The sequence below is a fragment of the Flavobacterium plurextorum genome, from assembly GCF_002217395.1.
GTDB lineage: Bacteria > Bacteroidota > Bacteroidia > Flavobacteriales > Flavobacteriaceae > Flavobacterium > Flavobacterium plurextorum.
Genome location: NZ_MUHD01000032.1, coordinates 1 through 20,766, shown reverse-complemented (window position 1 = coordinate 20,766; position 20,766 = coordinate 1). Strand labels below are relative to the sequence as shown.

General features: G+C 33.3%; 13 protein-coding genes. 1 reads left to right on the top strand and 12 read right to left on the bottom strand.

Features of this window, described 5'->3' with window-relative positions:
* Positions 1 to 55 precede the first annotated feature (55 nt).
* The 9 genes from B0A81_RS16765 to B0A81_RS16725 form a co-directional block, all read right to left on the bottom strand.
* Positions 56 to 2,170, bottom strand: coding sequence for a gliding motility protein RemB (locus tag B0A81_RS16765; protein ID WP_089059092.1), 2,115 nt, complete (start codon positions 2,168 to 2,170; stop codon positions 56 to 58).
* A gap of 18 nt (positions 2,171 to 2,188) precedes the next feature.
* A complete protein-coding gene (gene deoC / locus B0A81_RS16760; protein ID WP_089059091.1) occupies positions 2,189 to 2,932 on the bottom strand; it encodes a deoxyribose-phosphate aldolase in 744 nt (247 codons plus the stop codon).
* Positions 2,933 to 3,047: 115 nt separating this feature from the next.
* Entirely contained in the window at positions 3,048 to 3,431 is a 384-nt protein-coding gene (locus B0A81_RS16755; RefSeq protein ID WP_089059090.1) for a VanZ family protein, read from the bottom strand.
* Positions 3,424 to 3,804, bottom strand: coding sequence for a glycine cleavage system protein GcvH (gene gcvH / locus B0A81_RS16750; RefSeq protein WP_089054433.1), 381 nt, complete (start codon positions 3,802 to 3,804; stop codon positions 3,424 to 3,426). Before gcvH ends, B0A81_RS16755 begins: the two co-directional genes overlap by 8 nt.
* Before the next feature lie 85 nt (positions 3,805 to 3,889).
* Positions 3,890 to 11,092, bottom strand: coding sequence for a T9SS outer membrane translocon Sov/SprA (sov, locus tag B0A81_RS16745; protein WP_089059089.1), 7,203 nt, complete (start codon positions 11,090 to 11,092; stop codon positions 3,890 to 3,892).
* A 24-nt stretch (positions 11,093 to 11,116) separates the two neighbouring features.
* Positions 11,117 to 11,698, bottom strand: coding sequence for a Holliday junction branch migration protein RuvA (gene ruvA / locus B0A81_RS16740; RefSeq protein WP_089059088.1), 582 nt, complete (start codon positions 11,696 to 11,698; stop codon positions 11,117 to 11,119).
* Between the two features lie 78 nt (positions 11,699 to 11,776).
* On the bottom strand, positions 11,777 to 14,068 hold the full coding sequence (locus B0A81_RS16735; RefSeq protein WP_089059087.1) for an NADP-dependent malic enzyme: 2,292 nt from the start codon (positions 14,066 to 14,068) through the stop codon (positions 11,777 to 11,779).
* 159 nt (positions 14,069 to 14,227) lie between these two features.
* Positions 14,228 to 14,653, bottom strand: coding sequence for a CBS domain-containing protein (locus B0A81_RS16730; RefSeq protein WP_089059086.1), 426 nt, complete (start codon positions 14,651 to 14,653; stop codon positions 14,228 to 14,230).
* 264 nt (positions 14,654 to 14,917) lie between these two features.
* Entirely contained in the window at positions 14,918 to 15,133 is a 216-nt protein-coding gene (locus B0A81_RS16725) for a helix-turn-helix domain-containing protein (RefSeq protein ID WP_089059085.1), read from the bottom strand.
* A gap of 118 nt (positions 15,134 to 15,251) precedes the next feature.
* Between B0A81_RS16725 and B0A81_RS16720 the strand changes: the two genes are divergently transcribed.
* A complete protein-coding gene (locus tag B0A81_RS16720) occupies positions 15,252 to 15,590 on the top strand; it encodes a hypothetical protein (RefSeq protein WP_089059084.1) in 339 nt (112 codons plus the stop codon).
* A gap of 39 nt (positions 15,591 to 15,629) precedes the next feature.
* Here B0A81_RS16720 and B0A81_RS16715 read toward each other — a convergent pair whose 3' ends face one another.
* The 3 genes from B0A81_RS16715 to B0A81_RS16705 all read right to left on the bottom strand — a co-directional run.
* A complete protein-coding gene (locus tag B0A81_RS16715) occupies positions 15,630 to 17,567 on the bottom strand; it encodes an OmpA family protein (RefSeq protein WP_089059083.1) in 1,938 nt (645 codons plus the stop codon).
* A gap of 13 nt (positions 17,568 to 17,580) precedes the next feature.
* Positions 17,581 to 18,486, bottom strand: a complete 906-nt coding sequence (locus tag B0A81_RS16710; RefSeq protein ID WP_089059082.1) for a PorP/SprF family type IX secretion system membrane protein — start codon at positions 18,484 to 18,486, stop codon at positions 17,581 to 17,583.
* Positions 18,487 to 18,538: 52 nt separating this feature from the next.
* Positions 18,539 to 20,766: gliding motility-associated C-terminal domain-containing protein (locus tag B0A81_RS16705; protein WP_123922203.1), on the bottom strand; the 2,228-nt coding region annotated here is incomplete at its 5' end.

Genomic DNA, 20,766 nt, shown 5'->3' with positions numbered 1-20,766 from the left:
ATCGAGAAGTTTCAATTCTTTAACACAATTACTTCGAAAAATCTTATTAAAAATTCTAATAATCGAAGTACCAATTAAAAATATCAGAGCGTAATCCTATCGTAAACCAAGTAGTACTTTGCTTAAAAGTTGACGCAGTCTCTTTTGTTGGATCAAAGTTTCTATAAATAAAATTTCCAAAAAGCTTTAGATTAGTAATTGGATTTATTAAATAACCACCTTGAATATCGGTAATAAAAACACTTGTTTTATTTCCCTGTCCCACTTTTACGCCCGTATTATATGGTCTTTTTTCATCATAGCTTTTATAAATATTTCCGCCATAATTGTAACTGTCTTGTGCCGTATCAAAATCTAAACCTCTTGTACCGGTTGTGATTTTTGCATCTGCAAAAATACGTCCTTTATGATAACGTGCAATTGCCACAAGTTCTTCAAAATTACCTCCCCATTGATGTCCAACACTTTGATTATTGTGTCCGTAGTTTGTAATTACAGCGCTGTGTGAGTACACGTAAGGTCGAACATGATTATATTCTAACTGTAAAAGCAAATCTTTTACTTTAAATGCATCATAATATTTCGCTCCAATCTGATATCCAAATTTATTCTTCCAGCTTTTATTAGCCGCTTTTACATCTGACACCGAAAATTCATCTATTAAAAACTGCCCGTATAAATTGATCTGATTATTCCATTTGTACTTTGAAGTTATGCCTAAAAGTGCATTTCCGCTTCTTGAAGAAGATGTAAATTCAACGGTACGATAAAAAATAATTGGATTTACGAAGTTAACATCAAATCCTCTATTATTAGAATCTGTCCAAACCACAGACTCAAAAAAGCCTAAATTTAATTTGTTTGAAACATTCCAGCTTAAATAATGATTTGCCATAAATTTTGATGCATACGTTTTCTCGACTGTCACATCTGGACGAACATCTTTAAGCCACATATAAGTATTGGTGTATTTTATCTTCCAAAAAGTGGTATTGATTTTAAAATACGGATATGGGCTGGCTCCATCACTTTCAAGTAGAGAACGATATCCATCTCCAATAAAATTTCTTCCATAACCTAACTGAAAATCAAAAACCTTACTTGGTGTAAAAGTTATATTAGCTTCTGCTAAAGGAAAATCGTAAGCATCGGTTTTAAATCTTTTAGCAATTCCAACTCCCGGAATGATTGCAGGATTCCCTCCTGATGGTTTTATCGATTCGGCATAATCATTAAAATAACCTGCAAATCGGCCTTGACTTTCAAAAACTGTTGTAGTAAAGTTAATTTGCTTTCCCAATCCTCCTCTAAAATTCAGTGCACGAGTATTCACATAAGTATATGAAGCATCAATATCTGAGGCTTTCCCCATCTGCAAATCAACAATTGGATTTAGTGCCAGCCAATAATCTTCTCCTTGAATTTGAACCATATTTTCGTTCCAAAACTTTCTTCCTAACCACGTTGAAACGTTTTTTTGAAGGGATTGATTTACTGCTTTCAGATTATAATATTTAGATACTTCGGTATACGTATAAGGTTTTGAAGCTGTATGATTATTAGTCCCAACTTGATTCAAAGCACCATCAAACTGCGCGTAATAACTGTGTGAAAAAGGCACATTCAAATGACTTTCAAACTCAGGCATATTGTACTTTTTATAGACAATACTATCTAATTCTGTCATGGGTTTTTCAACCGGCCTTAAAATCTCGGCTGCAGCCAAAGCTTCTTGAGCTATTTGATCTGCGCTTTTTAAAGGTATATCAATAGAGATCGTATATTTAGAATAAGTTGGATTCCCACTATAAGTAGAAGGTTTTATTTTAGGAAATTTACCAAAAACGCGCTTAACTTCATCAGACAATAAGTCGTTTGCCGCATTTACATAAATTACTTTAAAATTGCCATTAGCATCAACTTCAAAAAGCACTTTAACTTCTCCTTTATAATTATTTTGTTGAAGATTTTCAGGAACTTTAAAATTATGAAATACAAAATCCTGTACTTCTTTATAGAAGCAGTTTTCAAGATTCTTAGACTGAAGATTTTCACAATTTGGAAAAACTGGAAATTGTTCTGTGGAAAAACCTGTTTTTATTTTTGTTTCTTGAGAGAAGAGAAAATAAGGATATAAAAAGATAACAACAAGTGAAAAAATCTTGTTCACGTAAATTTAGGCTTATAATTAATACTGATTTGTAGTGCTTTCTCCGTCTGCAATTACTTTTGCTGCTGAAGTTCCGATGCGTTTAACTCCTAAACGAATCATTTCTAATGCTTCTTCATAAGAACGAACGCCGCCTGCAGCTTTTACAGACAATGGAGATGCGTTTTCTAACATTATAATTACGGTAGGAACTGTTGCGCCGTTTGGCAGATCGTTTTCCGTTTTATAAAACCCTGTCGAAGATTTTACAAAAACTGATGCATAATCTTCTTCATTAAAATTGGATACAACTACATTTTTTATAAGTGAAGAAAGCTGAATAATTTCTTTTTCATTTAAAGCTGCAACTTCTATAATCCATTTTACTGTTTTATTGTTTGCCAGCCCAATTTGAGTTCCTATTAAAACTTCTTTTTTTACTAAATCAGTATCACCATTTTTAAAAGCTTCGTAGTTACAGACAAAATCTAAATCATCGGCTCCATTTTCAATTGCTTCATTGGCTTCTTTTATTTTAACCTCTAAACTTGATTTCCCTTCAGGAAAATCTATTACGGTACCAACAAGCAAAGCTGAATTTGCTTTTACGATCATTTCTTTGGCCATAGCTACAAAATCCGGCCGAATCATAATTAGTTTAAACTTCTCTTGAATTGCTTCTTCAATTGCTTTTTTTACGACAATAGTATTCTCTTCTTCCGTAAGTCCGGCTTGAGAAGCTGTTTTTAAATAAGTTGAATCTAGGTATTGCTTGATATTCATAATTTTAAAGCTAAATAGAATGGCGCAAAAGTACACTTAAATTCACAAAAAATACTCTTTTATAAAGCTTGATTTTTGAGCAATAAAAAACCCACCGAAGTGGGTTAGTAAATTCTTATATTTTGTCAATCTGTTTCTTGAAAATCATGGCTGAAAAAACTGCCACAACTGCACCTAATGCATTTGCTAAAATATCTGTTACATCCGAAGCTCTTGTAACTGTTAGAACACTTTGCAAAATTTCGATTGTAATTCCGAAAAAAACGGAAAATATAAACGAAATCAAATAGGCTTTGTAATCATCTGCTTCTTTGCCTTTGAGTTCCTTTTTGAAAAAAAAGATCCACGAAATCGTAAAACCAAAATGAAAACAAAAGTGCACGATTTTATCTATACTCGGAAAATTGACTACTGGTATTTTGCTCGAATCTATCAAACAAAAGTACGCAATGATTCCCGAGCAAATAATCGCCCAGATTAAAAGGATTTGTTTAGGCACCTATTAATTGTTTGTATGCTTCATCAGACAATAATGATTCTATTTCTGAAGCATCTGCAATTTTTATCTTAATCATCCATCCTGCTCCGTAAGGATCAGAATTTACTGTTTCTGGAGCGCTTTCTAAACTATCATTAAAAGCAATAATTTCTCCTGTTAAAGGCAAAAACAAATCTGAAACTGTTTTTACAGCTTCAACTGTTCCAAAAACCTCATCTTTATCAAGTGTTTGATCTAAAGTTTCTACTTCAACATACACAATATCTCCTAACTCTTTTTGTGCGAAATGAGTAATTCCTACTGTTGCAACATCTCCTTCGATGCTAACCCATTCGTGATCTTTTGTGTACTTTAAATTTGCTGGTATGCTCATAATTGTGTGTTTGAAAATTGATAATTTAATAATTCTGCAACAAATGTAATAATCTTCTAATAAATTCCTGTTTAGAAACTCAAATTTAATTTCCGAAATTATATCGAAGCGTGAACCCTGATCTAATATTTGTTAAAGGAAATGATGTTGAAATAACAGCTTTTGAAAATGAATGATCGTAATAAAATATTGCGGTCAAGTTTTTACTAAAAGAATAATCTGCTGTTAATTTTAACGACCAGATATTTTGTCCTGCTGCAAGTTGATTATTATCGTAATCTAAATATCGTACTAATGTTTCATTATTTCTAAATGAGAAATCGGCCTTAATATTTATATCACTCTTAATAATTCCTGTTGGAGAATCTGCTAATCTTGACGAGAAAATAACATCTTTAAAACGATACCCCAATCCAACTATATATTCTACACCTCTAACTTCTGTCAATAAGTTATTATCAAAACTCATTGATAATGCTCTGTCTTTTTTAATCTCAGAAAGCACACGTAAAGAACTCTTCAATTCAAAATCCATTCGAATTAATGGACTAAATTGCTCTACTAAGTTAACATTAGACATAATAATTTGATTATAGAAATTAGTATTAACGTCTTGTATCTTAGCAGGATCATTATAATCAAAATTAGATCTAAACTGATTCACAGTATAAGATGCTCTGTAATTATGCTGTAATGAGAAACGCTTGAATTTATCTTTAAAATATTTATAGCGCATTAATCCATTATATTTAATACTCCAGTTTGGAATTGGAAAACTTCTAAAAATATCTGTAGATGAACCAGAAGCGTCTCCGCCTGTATATGCTGCTAAGAATGATGGCAACAGAACGGCTTGATTACTTTTTGTATACCCAATAGGATACCCTTGATTAGAAAGATATATTTTATAGTTAGGATCTGTTTCTGCTGGAATTGGATTATTTGCGTCTCCATATCTCGGAATTTCAACTCCTGCACCATAGTGTTCTTCTGCCAAACGGTTTGCAATTATCAAACGATTGTTTCTAAAATCATCAAATGCTGCTGACTGTGTTTCATTACTAGTCGAAAAAGCTGTTTTTATCAAAACTGTCGAAATAGAAAACATTCCGTAAGTGTAAGGCGACAACGGCATATATTCTCTTGTCGCTGGATCAACACTAAATTGCTCTGATGAATTTTCAGAATAGGCACGATCCATAGACAAATCAATTTTTAAGTCAGGAAGCAAATCAATATTGGCTGTAACTTTTAAAAGCTTATTTGTAACTTGTGTAAAGCTTTGATTGAAATCTTGATAAGTTGTAAGCCATCCATTTTTTGCGGCCTCATAACGAACATCATCTTGGCTTCCAAATACAAATCCTAAACTTGGTTTAGATGTTCCTAAGAAACCAATACTTGGTGTATATCCAGGTAAAACGGTACCGCTGTTTTTGGTGTAATTAATTTGAACATTTTTCACACTAGTCAACACACCAATTAAACCATCATAAAAAGGATTACTGCTTACAACTGGTTTGGCTGTATTCACAATTTTCTCACCTGGTTTTGGCGGAACTGCTGTTTTAGGTTTTGCAGGAGATTTTGCCCCTGGCGTTAATCCTAAATACTTATACAACATATTCATGTTTAAGGTTGTAGTAAGTGTATTAGAATTTGCGTTTTGAATCGTGTTTCCTAAGTCGTATATATTACCACTAGAATCTTCGTATTGCGTAAATGCTGTTGAAGCACGATTCCAACTGTAATCTGCTGTATAAGAATAACTCGCTTTTACAAAACTAAAAATTGGTATTTTATTGATTGGAATATCATAGTTCAATATTAACTGCTGAACGTGTTGATTTGGCGTACCAATATCCCAATAATCATCCCAAATATTAAAATCTTCTTTTGGAGAATTATCATCGTTTAAGAAGTTTCGAACGATATTGTTTGATGCTGCTGAATAATTTAGTTTTAATGATTTTGTTAGGTTAAAACCAAAACCATATTGATAATTAAAGGCAAAATTTCTTCTGTATAAAGGATCAAGTCCAATACCTTCAACTTCAACTAATCTATACTGCTGGCGGTTGCTTTGTCTTAGAATATTAGTATTAAAAGATATGTTTGACGGCAGATAATTAAAATTGATGTCGCTTAACATTTTCCAATAATCGCTTTTCTTCATGAACTTTGTAGTCTTAAACGGAACTACTTCTTTGGGTTGAAATGTATAGGCATAATTTACTGCCGTATTAGACTGTTCGTCTTCATAACTTTCAACTTCATAATCGTGTCGTTCAACCTGATTGTATGATTGAGAAAATGTAAAATTCTCTACATCATAAACATGAGGTTTCTGCTCTGGAGCTCTATCTTTTCTAACGCCAATAAAGTTGATACTTTTACGTTTTGTATAATCTACAGCACGAGTTCTAATATTGTCTTTTTCAGCCTCATTAGTTGTTTCTCTTATTAACTGATCCAACTTAATATCCTGATTAAAAGGATCATATTCAGGCGTAATCACTTCTTCACCGATTGCATAATTAAACGGCAGATTGATTCCCCATTTTGGAGGCAATAATTTTCCTAAATTTAAATTTGTTACAATATTATATTGCTGTATGTCTTCACGGCTGCGTTCGTTTGCTCCTTGTTCTAAAGATCCAAAACCTATTGTACTTTTTCTACCGGTTGCAGATACAGTTGCAAAATCGGCCATATTAGTATCAACATTTAATATAGCTGCCATTCCGCCTTTGTTCTCTAAATCTGCTAGTCGAAGTTCATTAAACCAAACTTCTCCTTTAATATCTTTATGATCGGCCCTGCTTTTTACTCCAACCATTAAATTTCGAACCAAACCAAAATTAGGATTTCCTTTTATACCTAATTTCAATCTACCATCACCATCTCCTCCGCTTGATAAATCATCATCAGGATAATAGATTCCGTTAATATCACGCTTATCAGAATTGATATCAATAGACATGGCTTTAATCTTCATACTGGTCAATAAATCAAGAGCTAAATCTATGTTATTCTCTTCCATCCAAACCAAGTCTGGACTTATCGTACAAGAACCTCCAGTTCTGGTAACTTTTAATGGAATTTCTACTTGATAGAAGTTTTGTGTAAAGTCATTTCCAAAACGAATGAAACCAACCATTTCATCATCTTCAAGTGTATTTTCATTTGGCAGAGATTCGGCATGTAAAAACATTTTAAGTTTTTTGTATTGACGCATATCAACACTTACGTTTTTAAAAACCGCTCTTGAATCTTGATACTGTAAACCTACACCGCCAATTCGTACCGCCAAAGATTGCTCGTTTTGATTGATAACAGTATTGTTATTATACAACTGCTCTCTTCGAACTCCCGGTGGAATTACATAATTTACTGGACACTTGGTTCCGTTTTCTTGAATATTTACTGCCGCTACATCAAACTCTACTCCATCGTCGTCTGGATTTGGATCATTTGCATCAAGGGTTCCTGTATATCTTCTCCATTCACCTCTTACTAAATCTAAGGCTCCAAAACGAACAGTTGTCTGATTATTAAATCCGGTCATGAACATACGCATGAAACGAATAGATCTAAAATCTGTAATATTTCCAATTGTGTTTTGCGGCTGTGAAACTGGAATTTTAAATTGAATCCATCTTGCTGTAGTTGTCCCTCCGTTTGGCAGCTCGACATTACTTACTTCTCTAATATCTGTAACATAATTTTGTCCTACCTGCATTCCTGGCTTAACATCAATACTATATTCATAATAAGCATTAATCGTACTCATGGTATTATCACGATTAATATCTTCAACATCTGGAAGAGTTGTTGAACCACGATTTGGATCATTAATACTTACTGCTGAATTTCCTTCAACTCCATTGTAATTTTTGTAACGTTCAAGAACACCGCCATCAGTATTTAAGTAATAGGTATAATCATCTGCAGCTGGATCAGCTTCTCCTGCATAATTTGTATAAATCGCACCTTCTTTTGAACTTGGCAGACCATCTAAACCAACATCTTGATTTTTTCGGTTATCTGGATTGGTGTCAAAAGCATAAATCAAAGATTGCGACGCAGGAACATCTCCCCAAAGCGGCTGAGGGTTAACCATTATCTGATCTGGTCCTAATCCGTTTTCATATTGTTTTCTTCCGTCTTTTAAAACGTCTTCAGAGATTTCTCCTAAGTTGAAATATATTTTACCTGTATTAGTTCCTGGTGATTCTCCATTTCCAACATAAGGATCTAGAACCCAAAACTGAATATACTCAACGTTTCCTTGCTCAAAATTTGTTGAGTTTAAAGCTCGCATAATTCCTCCAAAATTTGATGATGGATTACTTGAACTAAAATTTGGATTATTATTATAAGGTCCTCTATCTGATGGATAATACGTTAAATCAAGTGTGTTAACTACCTGAATCTGTCCTTGAGCAATATCGGTATTTGGATATAATTCTCGGCTGTAAATTCTTCTTGTTGTATTTAAAGACAAATCATCATTTGAAATTCCAGATGGTTTTGAGGAATAAAAAATTGGATCAATAGTATACCAAGATAATTTTGCTCTTTTATAACCGTATTCTAAAGTATTAGAATTGGCATTAAATGTATTATCGTTTATAGAATTAACAAATGGTGTTGATGCTAAACTCCATGCATAAGCAGATCGCATATCGATTGTAGTCTGCGAACCTTCAAAATCATCAATGTAGATAGTTGCTTCTCCTTCAAAATCACTTGCTTTTGGAGCATCTGGTCTTAAAAATGCAACTTCTCCTCGTATAGACAAATTCGACGGCACATCGGTATCAATATTAGGCAGCTTGTTTGCTAACCTTGTCAAAAACGGAACTTCTGTTGAGTAATTTCCATTAAAACCAAAAATGGTATTATTTACTGACTCTTGACCATAACTTGATTTTTGAGTAAAAGGTCTTTCTGTCATTTTTAAATAAGTTCCTCCAACTACAAATTTATCTGAAATTTTATGCTCGACATTGAATCCCATAAATCTTCTCGTCTGTTGTCCGAAGATTGAATTATTTTCTAATGAAACTTCTATTGGTGTGTTTGATGCCTGAAGTGAAGGATCCAAAATTTGCACTCTTCCTAATTGGTAATCGACACTATAATCGATCCCTTCAACCAGTCTTCGTCCTGCTGCAGTAACAACGACAGATCCTTGAGGCACATTAAACGCTCCAATAGGTATTCCGTTGCTTCCTGATGATTTATATTTTCCTCTTAATAAGAATTTATTTTTATCACTGTCTTGCAATGCTCCTGCCTGAGTGTTTTTATACATATTTCTAAAAACATACTTTTGCTGATTGGCATTATAAGTTGTTGGATCGTTATATGTTTCTCCTGTGCTGTTTTGTAATTTCTTAAAGATAAGTTCTCCAAAAGGCTCTTTTGTTGTAAAAATTACTCGCCCATTCTGAACATCGACTGTTATCCCTGGAATGTAATCAAAAAATCCATCTCCACCTGTTTGCGGATCATTATTGTAGTTTAAGCGATCTAAGTTGAAAACATTTAATAATGGCGTTTGCTCCACTTTATTATCTGGTGCTGGATTTGGAGGAAAAGTAGTTCCTTGAACTGGTGTAATGTAGTTTATAGGCGATGGGTCTGTGTAAAGGATATTCAACCTAAAATCATCTTGTTTAATTTGATATGCCTGTGGAATTTGATAAACGTTTTTCATCATTAAGTTCCAAACTGGATTCTTAACGTTTGTCAAATTACTTTTCAGCATTTTTAAAACTAAACTTTGTGTAATAATTGCCTGATTACCATTATTGTTTCCTGTAACCACTGTTCCGTCAATACCATCACTTCCAAATTCTCCAACTTGGTACACTTTTCCACCAACTGTATATTCGAAAGCTACTGCTAAAATTTCATCGTTGGCTAAACGCTGCTGTAACGATAAATATCCTAATTGAGGATTAAATGTATACTCTGCTGCTGTTAATTTTCGAGCATTTTCTAATACCGAATAATCAGTGGCTTCACTTACATTGGTATTATTAAATCCTGATTTTGCTGTTACTATTTCTCTAATGTTAGAGTTTAAATATGCTCCCGCTTGACCAATGGTTGCAGGATCATATTTATTATTGGTGTTATTTGTTGGTGTATCTATAGGATTATTAAAGAATCCTGTACTAGAACTTATTACAACAACTTCATTATCTGGAATACCACTTATTTGACCTTCACCTAAATCTTGAAGTGCTATGATATTTCTTAAGTTATTATTGTTTGTGCTTACACGGTTTTGCTTGTTGGTTACCCAAACTTCTAATCTCGTTATCTGTACACGACTATCAATAATTGGATAATTCCTTAAAGATCCATCGTATTTATTTCTAAAGTATTGAGATAAGAAAAAATGTCGATCGTTATCGTAATCTAAAGCATACAAATCAAAGTTTTGAACTGTTCCTCCGTTTTCGGCAACAACGCTTTTTGTTTGTGATTTTTGCTCTGAAAAAACACCTGTAATAGTTGTTTTTCCAAACTGCAGCTGTGTTTTAACCCCGAACAAACTTTGGGCTCCACGAATTAAAGTACTATTAAGCGGCATGCTGACGTTACCAACTTCTACTTTTTGGATGATATCATCTTCTGATGGTGTGTATGCCAGTTTAAACAAGTTCTGAAAAGCAAATGTTGACTGTGTATCGTAATTTGCATTTACTTCTAATCTTGTTCCTACTTTACCCATTAAACTCATACTGATTCGTTGATCAAAATCGAATGTAAGACTTGATCTATTACGAGGTGAGAAAGAAGGATTGTCTTGTTTTGTGTAACGCATACCCAAATCCATCTCGACAGATCCGGTAGGTTTTACATCGATAGTGTTACTTCCGAATACACTTTCAAAAAGGCTTGAATTAATGTAATAACGAGGAAGTAAATCTTTTTTGGCAGCTTCGCTATTTGTCTTTTTCCCATCGATTGCATCGGATTTTTTTCTAAAATAATCTCTTCTAGATTCTTTTAAAACTAAATCTTCGTATTCTTTAGGTGTTAAAATAAGAGGATAATCAATGGAAAAACCATCCACTGATTTTGTATAAATGTAACGATCTGTAATTGGATCATATCGATAAGCTGAAAGTATACTAGGCGGATTTTCTAACTCTAATTTTCCAACAGAAAACTGAGTTTTGGTTGTATCTTGAGCCGCCGGATTTACTTGTGATCGCAAAACGTTACCACATAATAAAACCAGCAAAAAAATACAAATTTTACGCATACAATTCGTTTATCAAGATTGGGTTTATAAGCTTTTTAATGCTTTTTTAATAATCGTTTCTACGGTAGCTTCCGGATCTTCTTTTACAATCTTTTCGACTACTTTTTCTGAAGTTTTTCTAACAAATCCTAAAACTTCCAAAGCAGATAACGCTTCATCTCTATTTGTATTGTTTTGAACAACGGAAACTTCATCTAAATCGTACAACTTTAACACTTTTTCTTTTAAATCAAGTATTACGCGCTGTGCAGTTTTGTTTCCAATTCCTTTTATAGACTGAATAACACCAACGTCTCCTGATGCTATGGCATTAATAATTTGTCTTGGTTCAATAGAAGACAACATTGTTCTTGCAATATTGGCTCCAATTCCTGAAACAGACAAAAGCATTCTAAATATTTCTCGCTCTGATTTTTCGACAAAACCAAATAAAGTATGCGCATCTTCTTTGATTTGAAGATGCGTATACAATTTTACAAAATCAGCATTAGGAATTAATGAAAAGGTATGTAACGATATGTTTACATGGTATCCCACTCCACCACAATCAATTACAACTTCTGTGGGATTTTTTTCAACTAATTTCCCTTGCAAATGTGCTATCATAGTATTATTTATAAGTATCAAATATAACAAAAATGCAATAAAATTAAGACAATATTATTTGATCCTTACTTTATTGTACTACTCTGCTAATTTGTTTTTTTTACTTTCTTTTTGTTGTGCGTCAATTACCGCAATTGCTGCCATGTTGACCATTTCTTCAACACTTGCTCCTAATTGAAAAATGTGAACTGGTTTACCCATTCCCATCATAATTGGCCCAATAGAATTAACTTTATATAATTCTTTCAACAATTTGTATGTAATATTTGCTGACTCTAAATTAGGAAAAATAAGTGTATTAACTTTTTTACCTGCTAACTTAGAGAAAGGAAATTTTTCTTTAAGCATATCTGGGTTTAAAGCAAAATCTGCTTGAATTTCTCCATCAATAATCATTTCTGGATGATTTTTATGCAAATAAGCAACTGCTTCTCTTACTTTTGAAGCGCTTTGACTTGTAGATGACCCAAAGTTTGAATAAGAAACCATTGCGATAACAGGCTCAACACCAAACATTTTTGCTGTTTTTGCTGTCATAATAGCAATGTTCACTAAATCTTCTGAACTTGGATTGATATTTATTGCTGTATCTGACAAGAACATTGGTCCGCGAGATGTAAGCATCATATTTGCAGTGGCAACTAGTGATGCTCCTTGCGCTTTTTCTATCAACTGAAGCATTGGTTTTACAACACTTGGATAACTTCTTGAATAACCTGTAACAACTGCGTCAGCTTCTCCTTCATTAACCATCATTGCTGCAAAATAATTTCTTTCGCGCATAAATTTCTGAGCGTCAAGCAATGAAACACCTCTTCGCTCTCTAGTTTCCCAATAAGAATTTGCAAATCTATTTCTTCTTGCTTCTTCTTCACTGGTTTTAGGATCAATAATTTCAAGATCAGCATCAAAACCTAATTCAGCTTTCAATTCTAAAATTACTTCCCTATTTCCTAATAATACTGGTGAACCAATACCATCTTCGTAAACAATTTGAGCTGCTTTTAGAACATTTAAATGATCTGCTTCTGCAAAAACAATTCGTTTAGGATTTAATTTAGCACGATTGGTAATCAAACGTACCATTTTATTATCGTTCCCCATACGCTCACGAAGTACATCTTCATAAGCTGCCCAATCTGTAATAGGATTTTTTGCTACTCCAGATTCCATTGCAGCCTTAGCAACAGCAGGCGCTACAATAGTAATTAATCTAGGATCAAAAGGTTTAGGGATGATGTATTCTTGACCAAAACCAAGTTTTGTTGCTCCATAAGCTACGTTAACTTGTTCTGGAACTGGTTCTTTTGCTAAAATAGCTAAGGCTTTTACAGCCGCCATTTTCATTTCTTCATTAATTTTAGTAGCACGAACATCTAATGCTCCTCTAAAAATATATGGGAAACCTAAAACATTATTTACTTGGTTAGGAAAGTCTGAACGTCCTGTAGCCATAATAACGTCCTTTCGCGTTTGAACAGCTAAATTATAATCGATTTCCGGATTTGGATTTGCCATTGCAAAAACAATCGGATTTTCTTTCATTGTCAATAACATTTCTGGCGATAGAATATCTCCTGAAGATAATCCAATGAAAACGTCTGCTCCTTTTACAGCTTCAGCTAATTCAATTTTAGGACCGTTAACTGCATATTTTAATTGTAGCTCTGAAAGTGCAGGATTATCTTTTGTTAAAAGCCCTTTACTATTGTACATTAAAATGTTTTCGACTTTTACTCCTAATAAAACATATAGGTCAGTACAAGCAATTGCAGCAGATCCTGCACCAGAAACAACCATTTTTACATCTTCGGCTTTTTTTCCTGCTATTTCAAGAGCATTGATTAAAGCTGCAGAAGAAATAATTGCAGTTCCGTGCTGATCATCATGCATTACCGGAATGTCTAATTCTTCTATTAATCTTCTTTCAATTTCGAAAGACTCCGGCGCTTTAATATCTTCAAGATTGATTCCTCCAAAGGTTGGAGCAATATTTTTTACTGTTTGAATAAATTCTTCAACATTTTTAGTATCTACTTCGATATCAAAAACGTCTATATCAGAGAATATTTTAAACAACAACCCTTTTCCTTCCATTACTGGCTTTGATGCCTCTGGACCAATATCACCAAGTCCTAAAACAGCTGTCCCGTTTGAAATTACAGCAACTAAATTTCCTTTTGCTGTATACTTATAAACGTCTTCAATGTTTTTTTCAATTTCTAAACATGGCTCAGCAACTCCCGGCGAATAAGCCAGTGATAAGTCTCTTTGGGTTGCATATTTTTTTGTTGGAACTACCTGAATTTTTCCTGGAGTTGGCTCTGCGTGGTACAGTAATGCCTCTCTCTTTTTACTCTCTTTGTTCATTTTTTTTAGCTTTTATTCTAGCTTACAAAGATATAAGTCTTAGCTTAAAAAGGTATGTTTTTACCACTTTCTTTTGTTAAATTGTTAAATATAAGAAAGACAAAAAAATAGCCCATAGAAAAATGGACTATCTAAGAAGGTATATTAAATAAAATTAGTTTACTGTGAGATATAGGAATTTAAGTGATTGATGGTATCTTTTTGAATTTCGATAACAGCTTTTACCACATCGCTGATCGAAATTATTCCTACTACAATTTCGTTTTCTAAAACTGGGAGATGTCTAATTCTTTTTGAACTCATTAACTCCATACAATCCTCGATATTATTAGATAATTTTACCGAAAAAACATTGCTTTCCATGATTTCATGTACAAGGGTTTCTTTGGAAGATTTATCTTTTAAAACAATTTTTCGAGCATAATCCCTTTCAGATAAAATTCCTTTTAAGTCATTTTCGTCAATAACAAGGATTGCTCCTATGTTTTTTTCGCCCATTACTTTCAAAGCTTCATAAACTGTTGTTGTTGAATGTACCGAATAAACATTTTTACCTTTTGCGTTTAGTATTTGATCTACAGTCATATCTGAAAAATTTTAGATTTATAAAGTTAAAAAAAAATCGCACACTATTTACTTCTAACGTTACATTTTAAAAACACAACACATTCATTTTAAACATTATACATCAAATTTTAAATTTCTAAAATGATCCATTAAGAAAGGATTCTTTTTTTGATGCTTTTTTAGGAATAATCCGCTTTTTTAACGTTTACTTCTTTATATAAAAAAGCCTTTTTCTAAATTTAGAAAAAGGCTTTTATTTTTACTTCGAATTAGTTTCAGTTATTAAAAATCAAGTAATTCTTTTATAGATACTTCTAAACCTTTTGACAATGCAAGCAAATAAAGATATGTAGGATTGAATTTACCCGCTTCAACTTTATGTATCGATTGCTGATCTTTAAATATCAATAATCCCAACTTAGCTTGTGACAATCCTCTAGCAATCCTCAGTTCTCTAATCCGAACTCCTAAACGCTTTAAATCTTCTGACTTATCCACCTATCTTTTAATTTCAGACAATTTGCGTTTTCTATTTATTCTTTTTAACATACTATAGTATGTTATTTAAAGTTTTTCGTACATTTGATTTTTATCTAAAAAAAAACAAAATACTATCATGGAGACAACAGAAATTAAGAATTTAGAACGCCTTAAAAAATTAATTACGTCATACTTTCGCACTCTAAAACCATCTGAGGACAAAACAGAAACTAATGTAGCTCAAATTAAATTTGCCAATTATTATGAACTAGGCTGTGTTATAACCAATATGATTAAAATGTGTGTTTTGGCACTGGATCATGATGCTCATAAAATTTCGACGACCAACCGAGATCAAATAAATGTGTCTTTAATTTTAGAACAGGTATTGGAAATGTTTCCTTTGCATGAGTTTGAATTTTTAAGCGAAATTAGTGAGCTGTTCATTGAACATCCTAATAATGTCTGCCAATAAAAAAGACCTTACTAAAATTTAGAAAGGTCTTTTATAAAATTACATACTTGTGATTATAAACTCACTTCGTCTGTTTTGCTGATGTTCTTTTTCGGTACATGGCACACCATCTGAACATTTGTTCACTAATTGGCTTTCACCAAAACCTTTTCCGGTTAATCGATCTGATGCAATACCATTTTTTATAAGCCATTGTACAGTCGATTTAGCTCTTTTATCTGATAAGGCCATATTATATTTTACCGTTTGACGGCTATCTGTATGAGATCGAACGTCTATTTTCATTTTAGGATATTGCTGCATTACGACAAGAATTTTTTCTAATTCGAATGCTGCATCTTTACGAATAACTGATTTGTCTAAATCAAAATAGATAATTGGAATGTCGAGTGTTTTAGCTAAATCAGTTCCTACATTAATAGGCTTGTTTCGCTTTTCTAACATTATATCAAGATTTGTTTCACCTGTTTGCTCTTTTATAGTAACTGCGGCTTCTTTAGTTTCGTAATCTTGTTTTTCTGCTTTTACATAATAGTTTTTAGCACAATCTACAGCAAATTTGTAAATTCCATTTGCGTCTGAAACTACTTGATCTTTTATATTAAAGTTTGCATCAAGTAAAGTCACTTTTGCATTTTCGATCGTTTTACCAGTTTCTAAGTCGGCTGTTGTGCCTTTTAAAATTTGCTGGCAAAGTATTTTTTTAATTTCTGTAAATCTGTAAATATCATCATTTCCAATTCCGCCTTCTCGATTAGAAGAGAAAAAACCGTTTCTGTTTTTACTATCGATAACAAAAGCAAAATCATCTTGCTTTCCGTTTATTGGAGCGCCAATGTTTTGTGCTTCCGAAAAAGTTCCATCGTTATTAATTTTAGAAACATAAACATCAAGTCCGCCTAAACCGGGCTGACCATCACTGGCAAAATACAACTCATTATCTCCTGAGATAAATGGAAAAGTTTCTCGTCCTTCTGTATTGATTGTTTTACCTAAATTTTCTGGTTTTGCAAAACTGCCGTCACTATTGATCGCTACTTTATACAAATCTGACTGACCTAATGTACCTGGCATATCTGATGCAAAATACAATATGGTTTCATCATTGCTTAAGGCTGGATGCGCCGTGCTGTATTGATCACTATTAAATGGAAGTTCGGTAATATTCTGCCATTTCCCATTTACAAAATCCGCTTTATACAGTTTTAACAATGTAACTTTTTGTCCGTTTCTCCCTCTTTTACCATCAAGAAAATTATTTCTTGTAAAATACATTGTTTTACCATCTTTTGTAAAGACAGGTGTCGATTCGTTAAACTTAGAGTTTATCTTTTTTTCAAATCGTTCAGGCTTTCCAATTGTTCCATCGGCTTTCAACTCAGCTTCATATAAATTGGTAAAGGTTTTATTGGTCCATTTAAATGTTTTTTTTACAACTCCGCCTGTATCTCTTGCTGATGCAAAAACAATTTTATTGCCTAAAAAAGAAGTTCCGTAATCGGTTTGAGTCGAATTGATTCCTGCATCGGCAATTTCAAATCGTCCTGAATTACTTTTTATTTTTTCGAGGTAATTTTTGTTGTTTTCGAATAATATTCCTCTTTTATCTGTTTTTACTTTTTCAGTAAATGCTTCAAGAATTTTATCCGCTGCTGTGTAATCTCCTTTTGCTTTTAAGGCTTGAGCGTAACGGTAATAATATTCTGGTTCTTGCTCTGTATTCATAGCAAAAAGTTCATCGTACCATTTAACAGCTTTGGTCAATTCACCATTAAAATAATAGGAATTACCAAGTCTCTGAAACATTTTTTCATCTTTATATCCTTTTTCGGCCACTTTTTCATAAGTCGCGATCGCGTCTACATAAGCATATTGGATATAATCTTTGTCTGCTTTATTTTGGTTTGAGTTTTGCGCACTTATTTTTAGAACTGTAAGTCCTAAAAAAAGGATACAAATTATTTGTTTAATGCTCATCTTTGGAGGGGATTTAAAAGAATCTTGGTGAGGTTATACGACTGTAATTATTAAAGAATTCGAAACGCAGGAATATCTCGTGAGAACCTGAGTTATAATTATTTAATTTAGTGGTTTCACGATCATAAGCATAACCTATATACATTCCATCGGTAACCTGAAAACCTGCCATTGCACTAATGGAAGCACTCCATCTATAAGCTATTCCGGCAACGAATTTATCGTTGAACATAAAATTTCCTGATAAATCAATTTGTAATGGAGCACCTTCAACCATCTTGGTAAGGACAGCCGGCTTAAACTTGACATAATAATTAAGATCGAAAACATAACCTGCCATGAAATAGTAGTTGATCTTTTCTTTGAAAATTGCTACGTCGTTATCATTATATCTGTTTGTCTCTATGAAATTAGGAATCGACAATCCAACATAAGCTTTGTCTGAGTGCCAATAAACTCCTGCTCCAATATTAGGCGAAAATTTACTATTTAAATCTTGAAACTGAGGATCTCCTTGATCTTCGGGATTAAGTTTGTTTATATCTAGGTTGAATAAATTGGCTGTAGCTTTAATTCCAAATGAAAGTTTGAAGGTATTTGATGTTGGTACTGTATAAGACATATCTGCCGATAAAGTATTCTCGTTTGTAGGTCCAATTTTATCATTTACAAGCGAAACACCTATTCCTAAATTGCTATTGTTTAATGGTGTATTTAATGAAAAACTGCTGGTTTCTGGTGCACCATCAAGTCCAACCCATTGTGTACGATACAAGCCGAAGACACTCATTGCTCCGCGTGAACCGGCATATGCTGGATTTATATTAATGGTGTTATACATGTATTGTGTATACTGTGCATCTTGCTGTGCAAACCCTACAGCAGAAAAAAATATAAAAATTAAGCTTAATTTTTTCATTTAAAAAGAGTTTTAAAAACGGCTTAGCTCAAGACTAAGCCGTTTGTATTTTTTATTTATTAAGATATAAATAACCTGAAAGTTCATGAGGAGTAGAATCGCTATCATTATATTTAATAATATAAAAATAAGTTCCTACTGGCAATCCATTAGATTCTTTAATCGTTGTACGTCCTTGTGAAAATCCTGTAAATACTCGATCTTCATTATTGTAACGATCAATATCGAAAACTAATACTCCCCATCTGTTGTAGATCTCTACTGTATTATTAGGGTAACACTCTAATCCTTGGATGTAGAATCTTGAATTTTTAGCGTCTCCATTTGGAGAGAAAGCATTAAAGACTTTTATCACACATCCTGTTAGTCCTAAAACAGTTGGTTTATCTCCTGTAAGACTTGCATCGTCAGAAGCATCTTCAACTACAACTCCTTTTGCACTGCTACCTTTTACAGTTGCTTGGTTACTTACACTTCCGCGATTTATGTCGGCTTGTGTTATCTTGTATTCCGCTGTAAAATTGGTGTCATTAGATTCGTTTACATTTAAATCAATTGCTTGACCAAAAACTTTAACACCAACTAAAGGATCATTAATCATAACTCCTTTCAATGGAACATTTCCTGTATTTGTTACTACAAATCTATAGGTAATTGTTTCTCCTGCATTAGCAACTCCATTACCATTTTCATCGTTGAATACAGCTGTTTTAACAAGTGCAATTTCTGGAACTTCAACAAAAACATTTAACATTCCTGTACTGCAATTAGATGAATCTGCTTTTTCGCAAACTTGGTACGCAATTGTATAATTTCCACCAGGTGTATTTGGTTTCATATTTACAGTTCCATCCGAATTAAATTCAAAATATGGACTTTTTGATATATTAGTAATTACAATATCTAAAGAACTTATTAGCTTATCATTCAAGAAATCATTGTCTAAAACGTTAACAAATTCAAGTGAGCCATTTATTCCATCTGCAATACCTTGATCGTTTCCAAGTACAATTTTTGAAACTGGAGGATCTGGATCAACGCTATTTTCAACTGAAACTTTCACTTTTGCCTGACTGCAATTAGTTGGATTTAAGACTTCACAAATTTGGTAAGTTAATTCATAATCTCCAACTGGAGTTCCATCTTTTACTTCTATCGATCCATCCGCTTTTAAAATTAAATTAGGATTTGAAACTACTGTAGTCAAAATAACAGCTGAAGGAGTTACTGCTAAACCATTAAGCATATCATTCTTAAAGATGTTTACGTTTGGTTTTTCTCCTTTATTAGTATCGATGGTTCCTCCATTATCATCATTTGCTTTTAAAACTCCTCCAACTACCGGAATATAACTTTTGATAGTAGCGCAGTTTGTTGGATTTAAATATTCGCAAATTGTATATTCAATCTCATAGATTCCTATTGGCGTTCCTGCATTCACTTTCACAGTTCCGTCTGCATTTAATGTCAATCCTGCAGTAACATTTACACTTGTCAAGATTACTCCGCCATTACTATTTTTAATAACAACTGGAACTCCGTTTAGTATATCATTTAATATTAACGATGGAGTTGTTCCACCCGTGCTGCCATTAATCTCAATAGTTCTCTCAGTTATGGCGTCAATTGCTGGTTTGCCTACTACTACAATTGAAGTTACTTCATCACAATTGTCTGGATTGGTTACTTCGCATATTTTGTAGGTCAAATTATAATTTCCTGCCGGAGTGTTCGGTGCAACTGTTACCGTTCCGTCTGCATTCAGCGTTAATCCGGTTGGAACATCTACTGGAGTCAGTTTTACTTCTCCAGGGTTTGTACCTATTACAACAGCAGCTCCGTTTAATTTATCGTTTGATGTTAAGGCTGGAGTTGTTCCGCCTGTAAATCCATTGATTGAAGCTGTTGTTTCTGTAACGGCATCAATTACAGGCTGTCCTACCACTACAATTGAAGTTACTTCATCACAGTTTGTCGGATTGTTTACTTCACAGATTTTGTAGATTACATCATAATTTTTTGCAGGAGTGTTCGCCGCAACTGTTACAGTACCGTCTGCATTCAGCGTTAATCCGGTTGGAACATCTACTGGAGTCAGTTTTACTTCTCCAGGGTTTGTACCTATTACAACAGCAGCTCCGTTTAATTTATCGTTTGATGTTAAGGCTGGAGTTGTTCCGCCTGTAAATCCATTGATTGAAGCTGTTGTTTCTGTAACGGCACAAATAAAATTCGACACAACAATATTGTCAGAATATCCTGAAGTACAGCCTGCAGCGT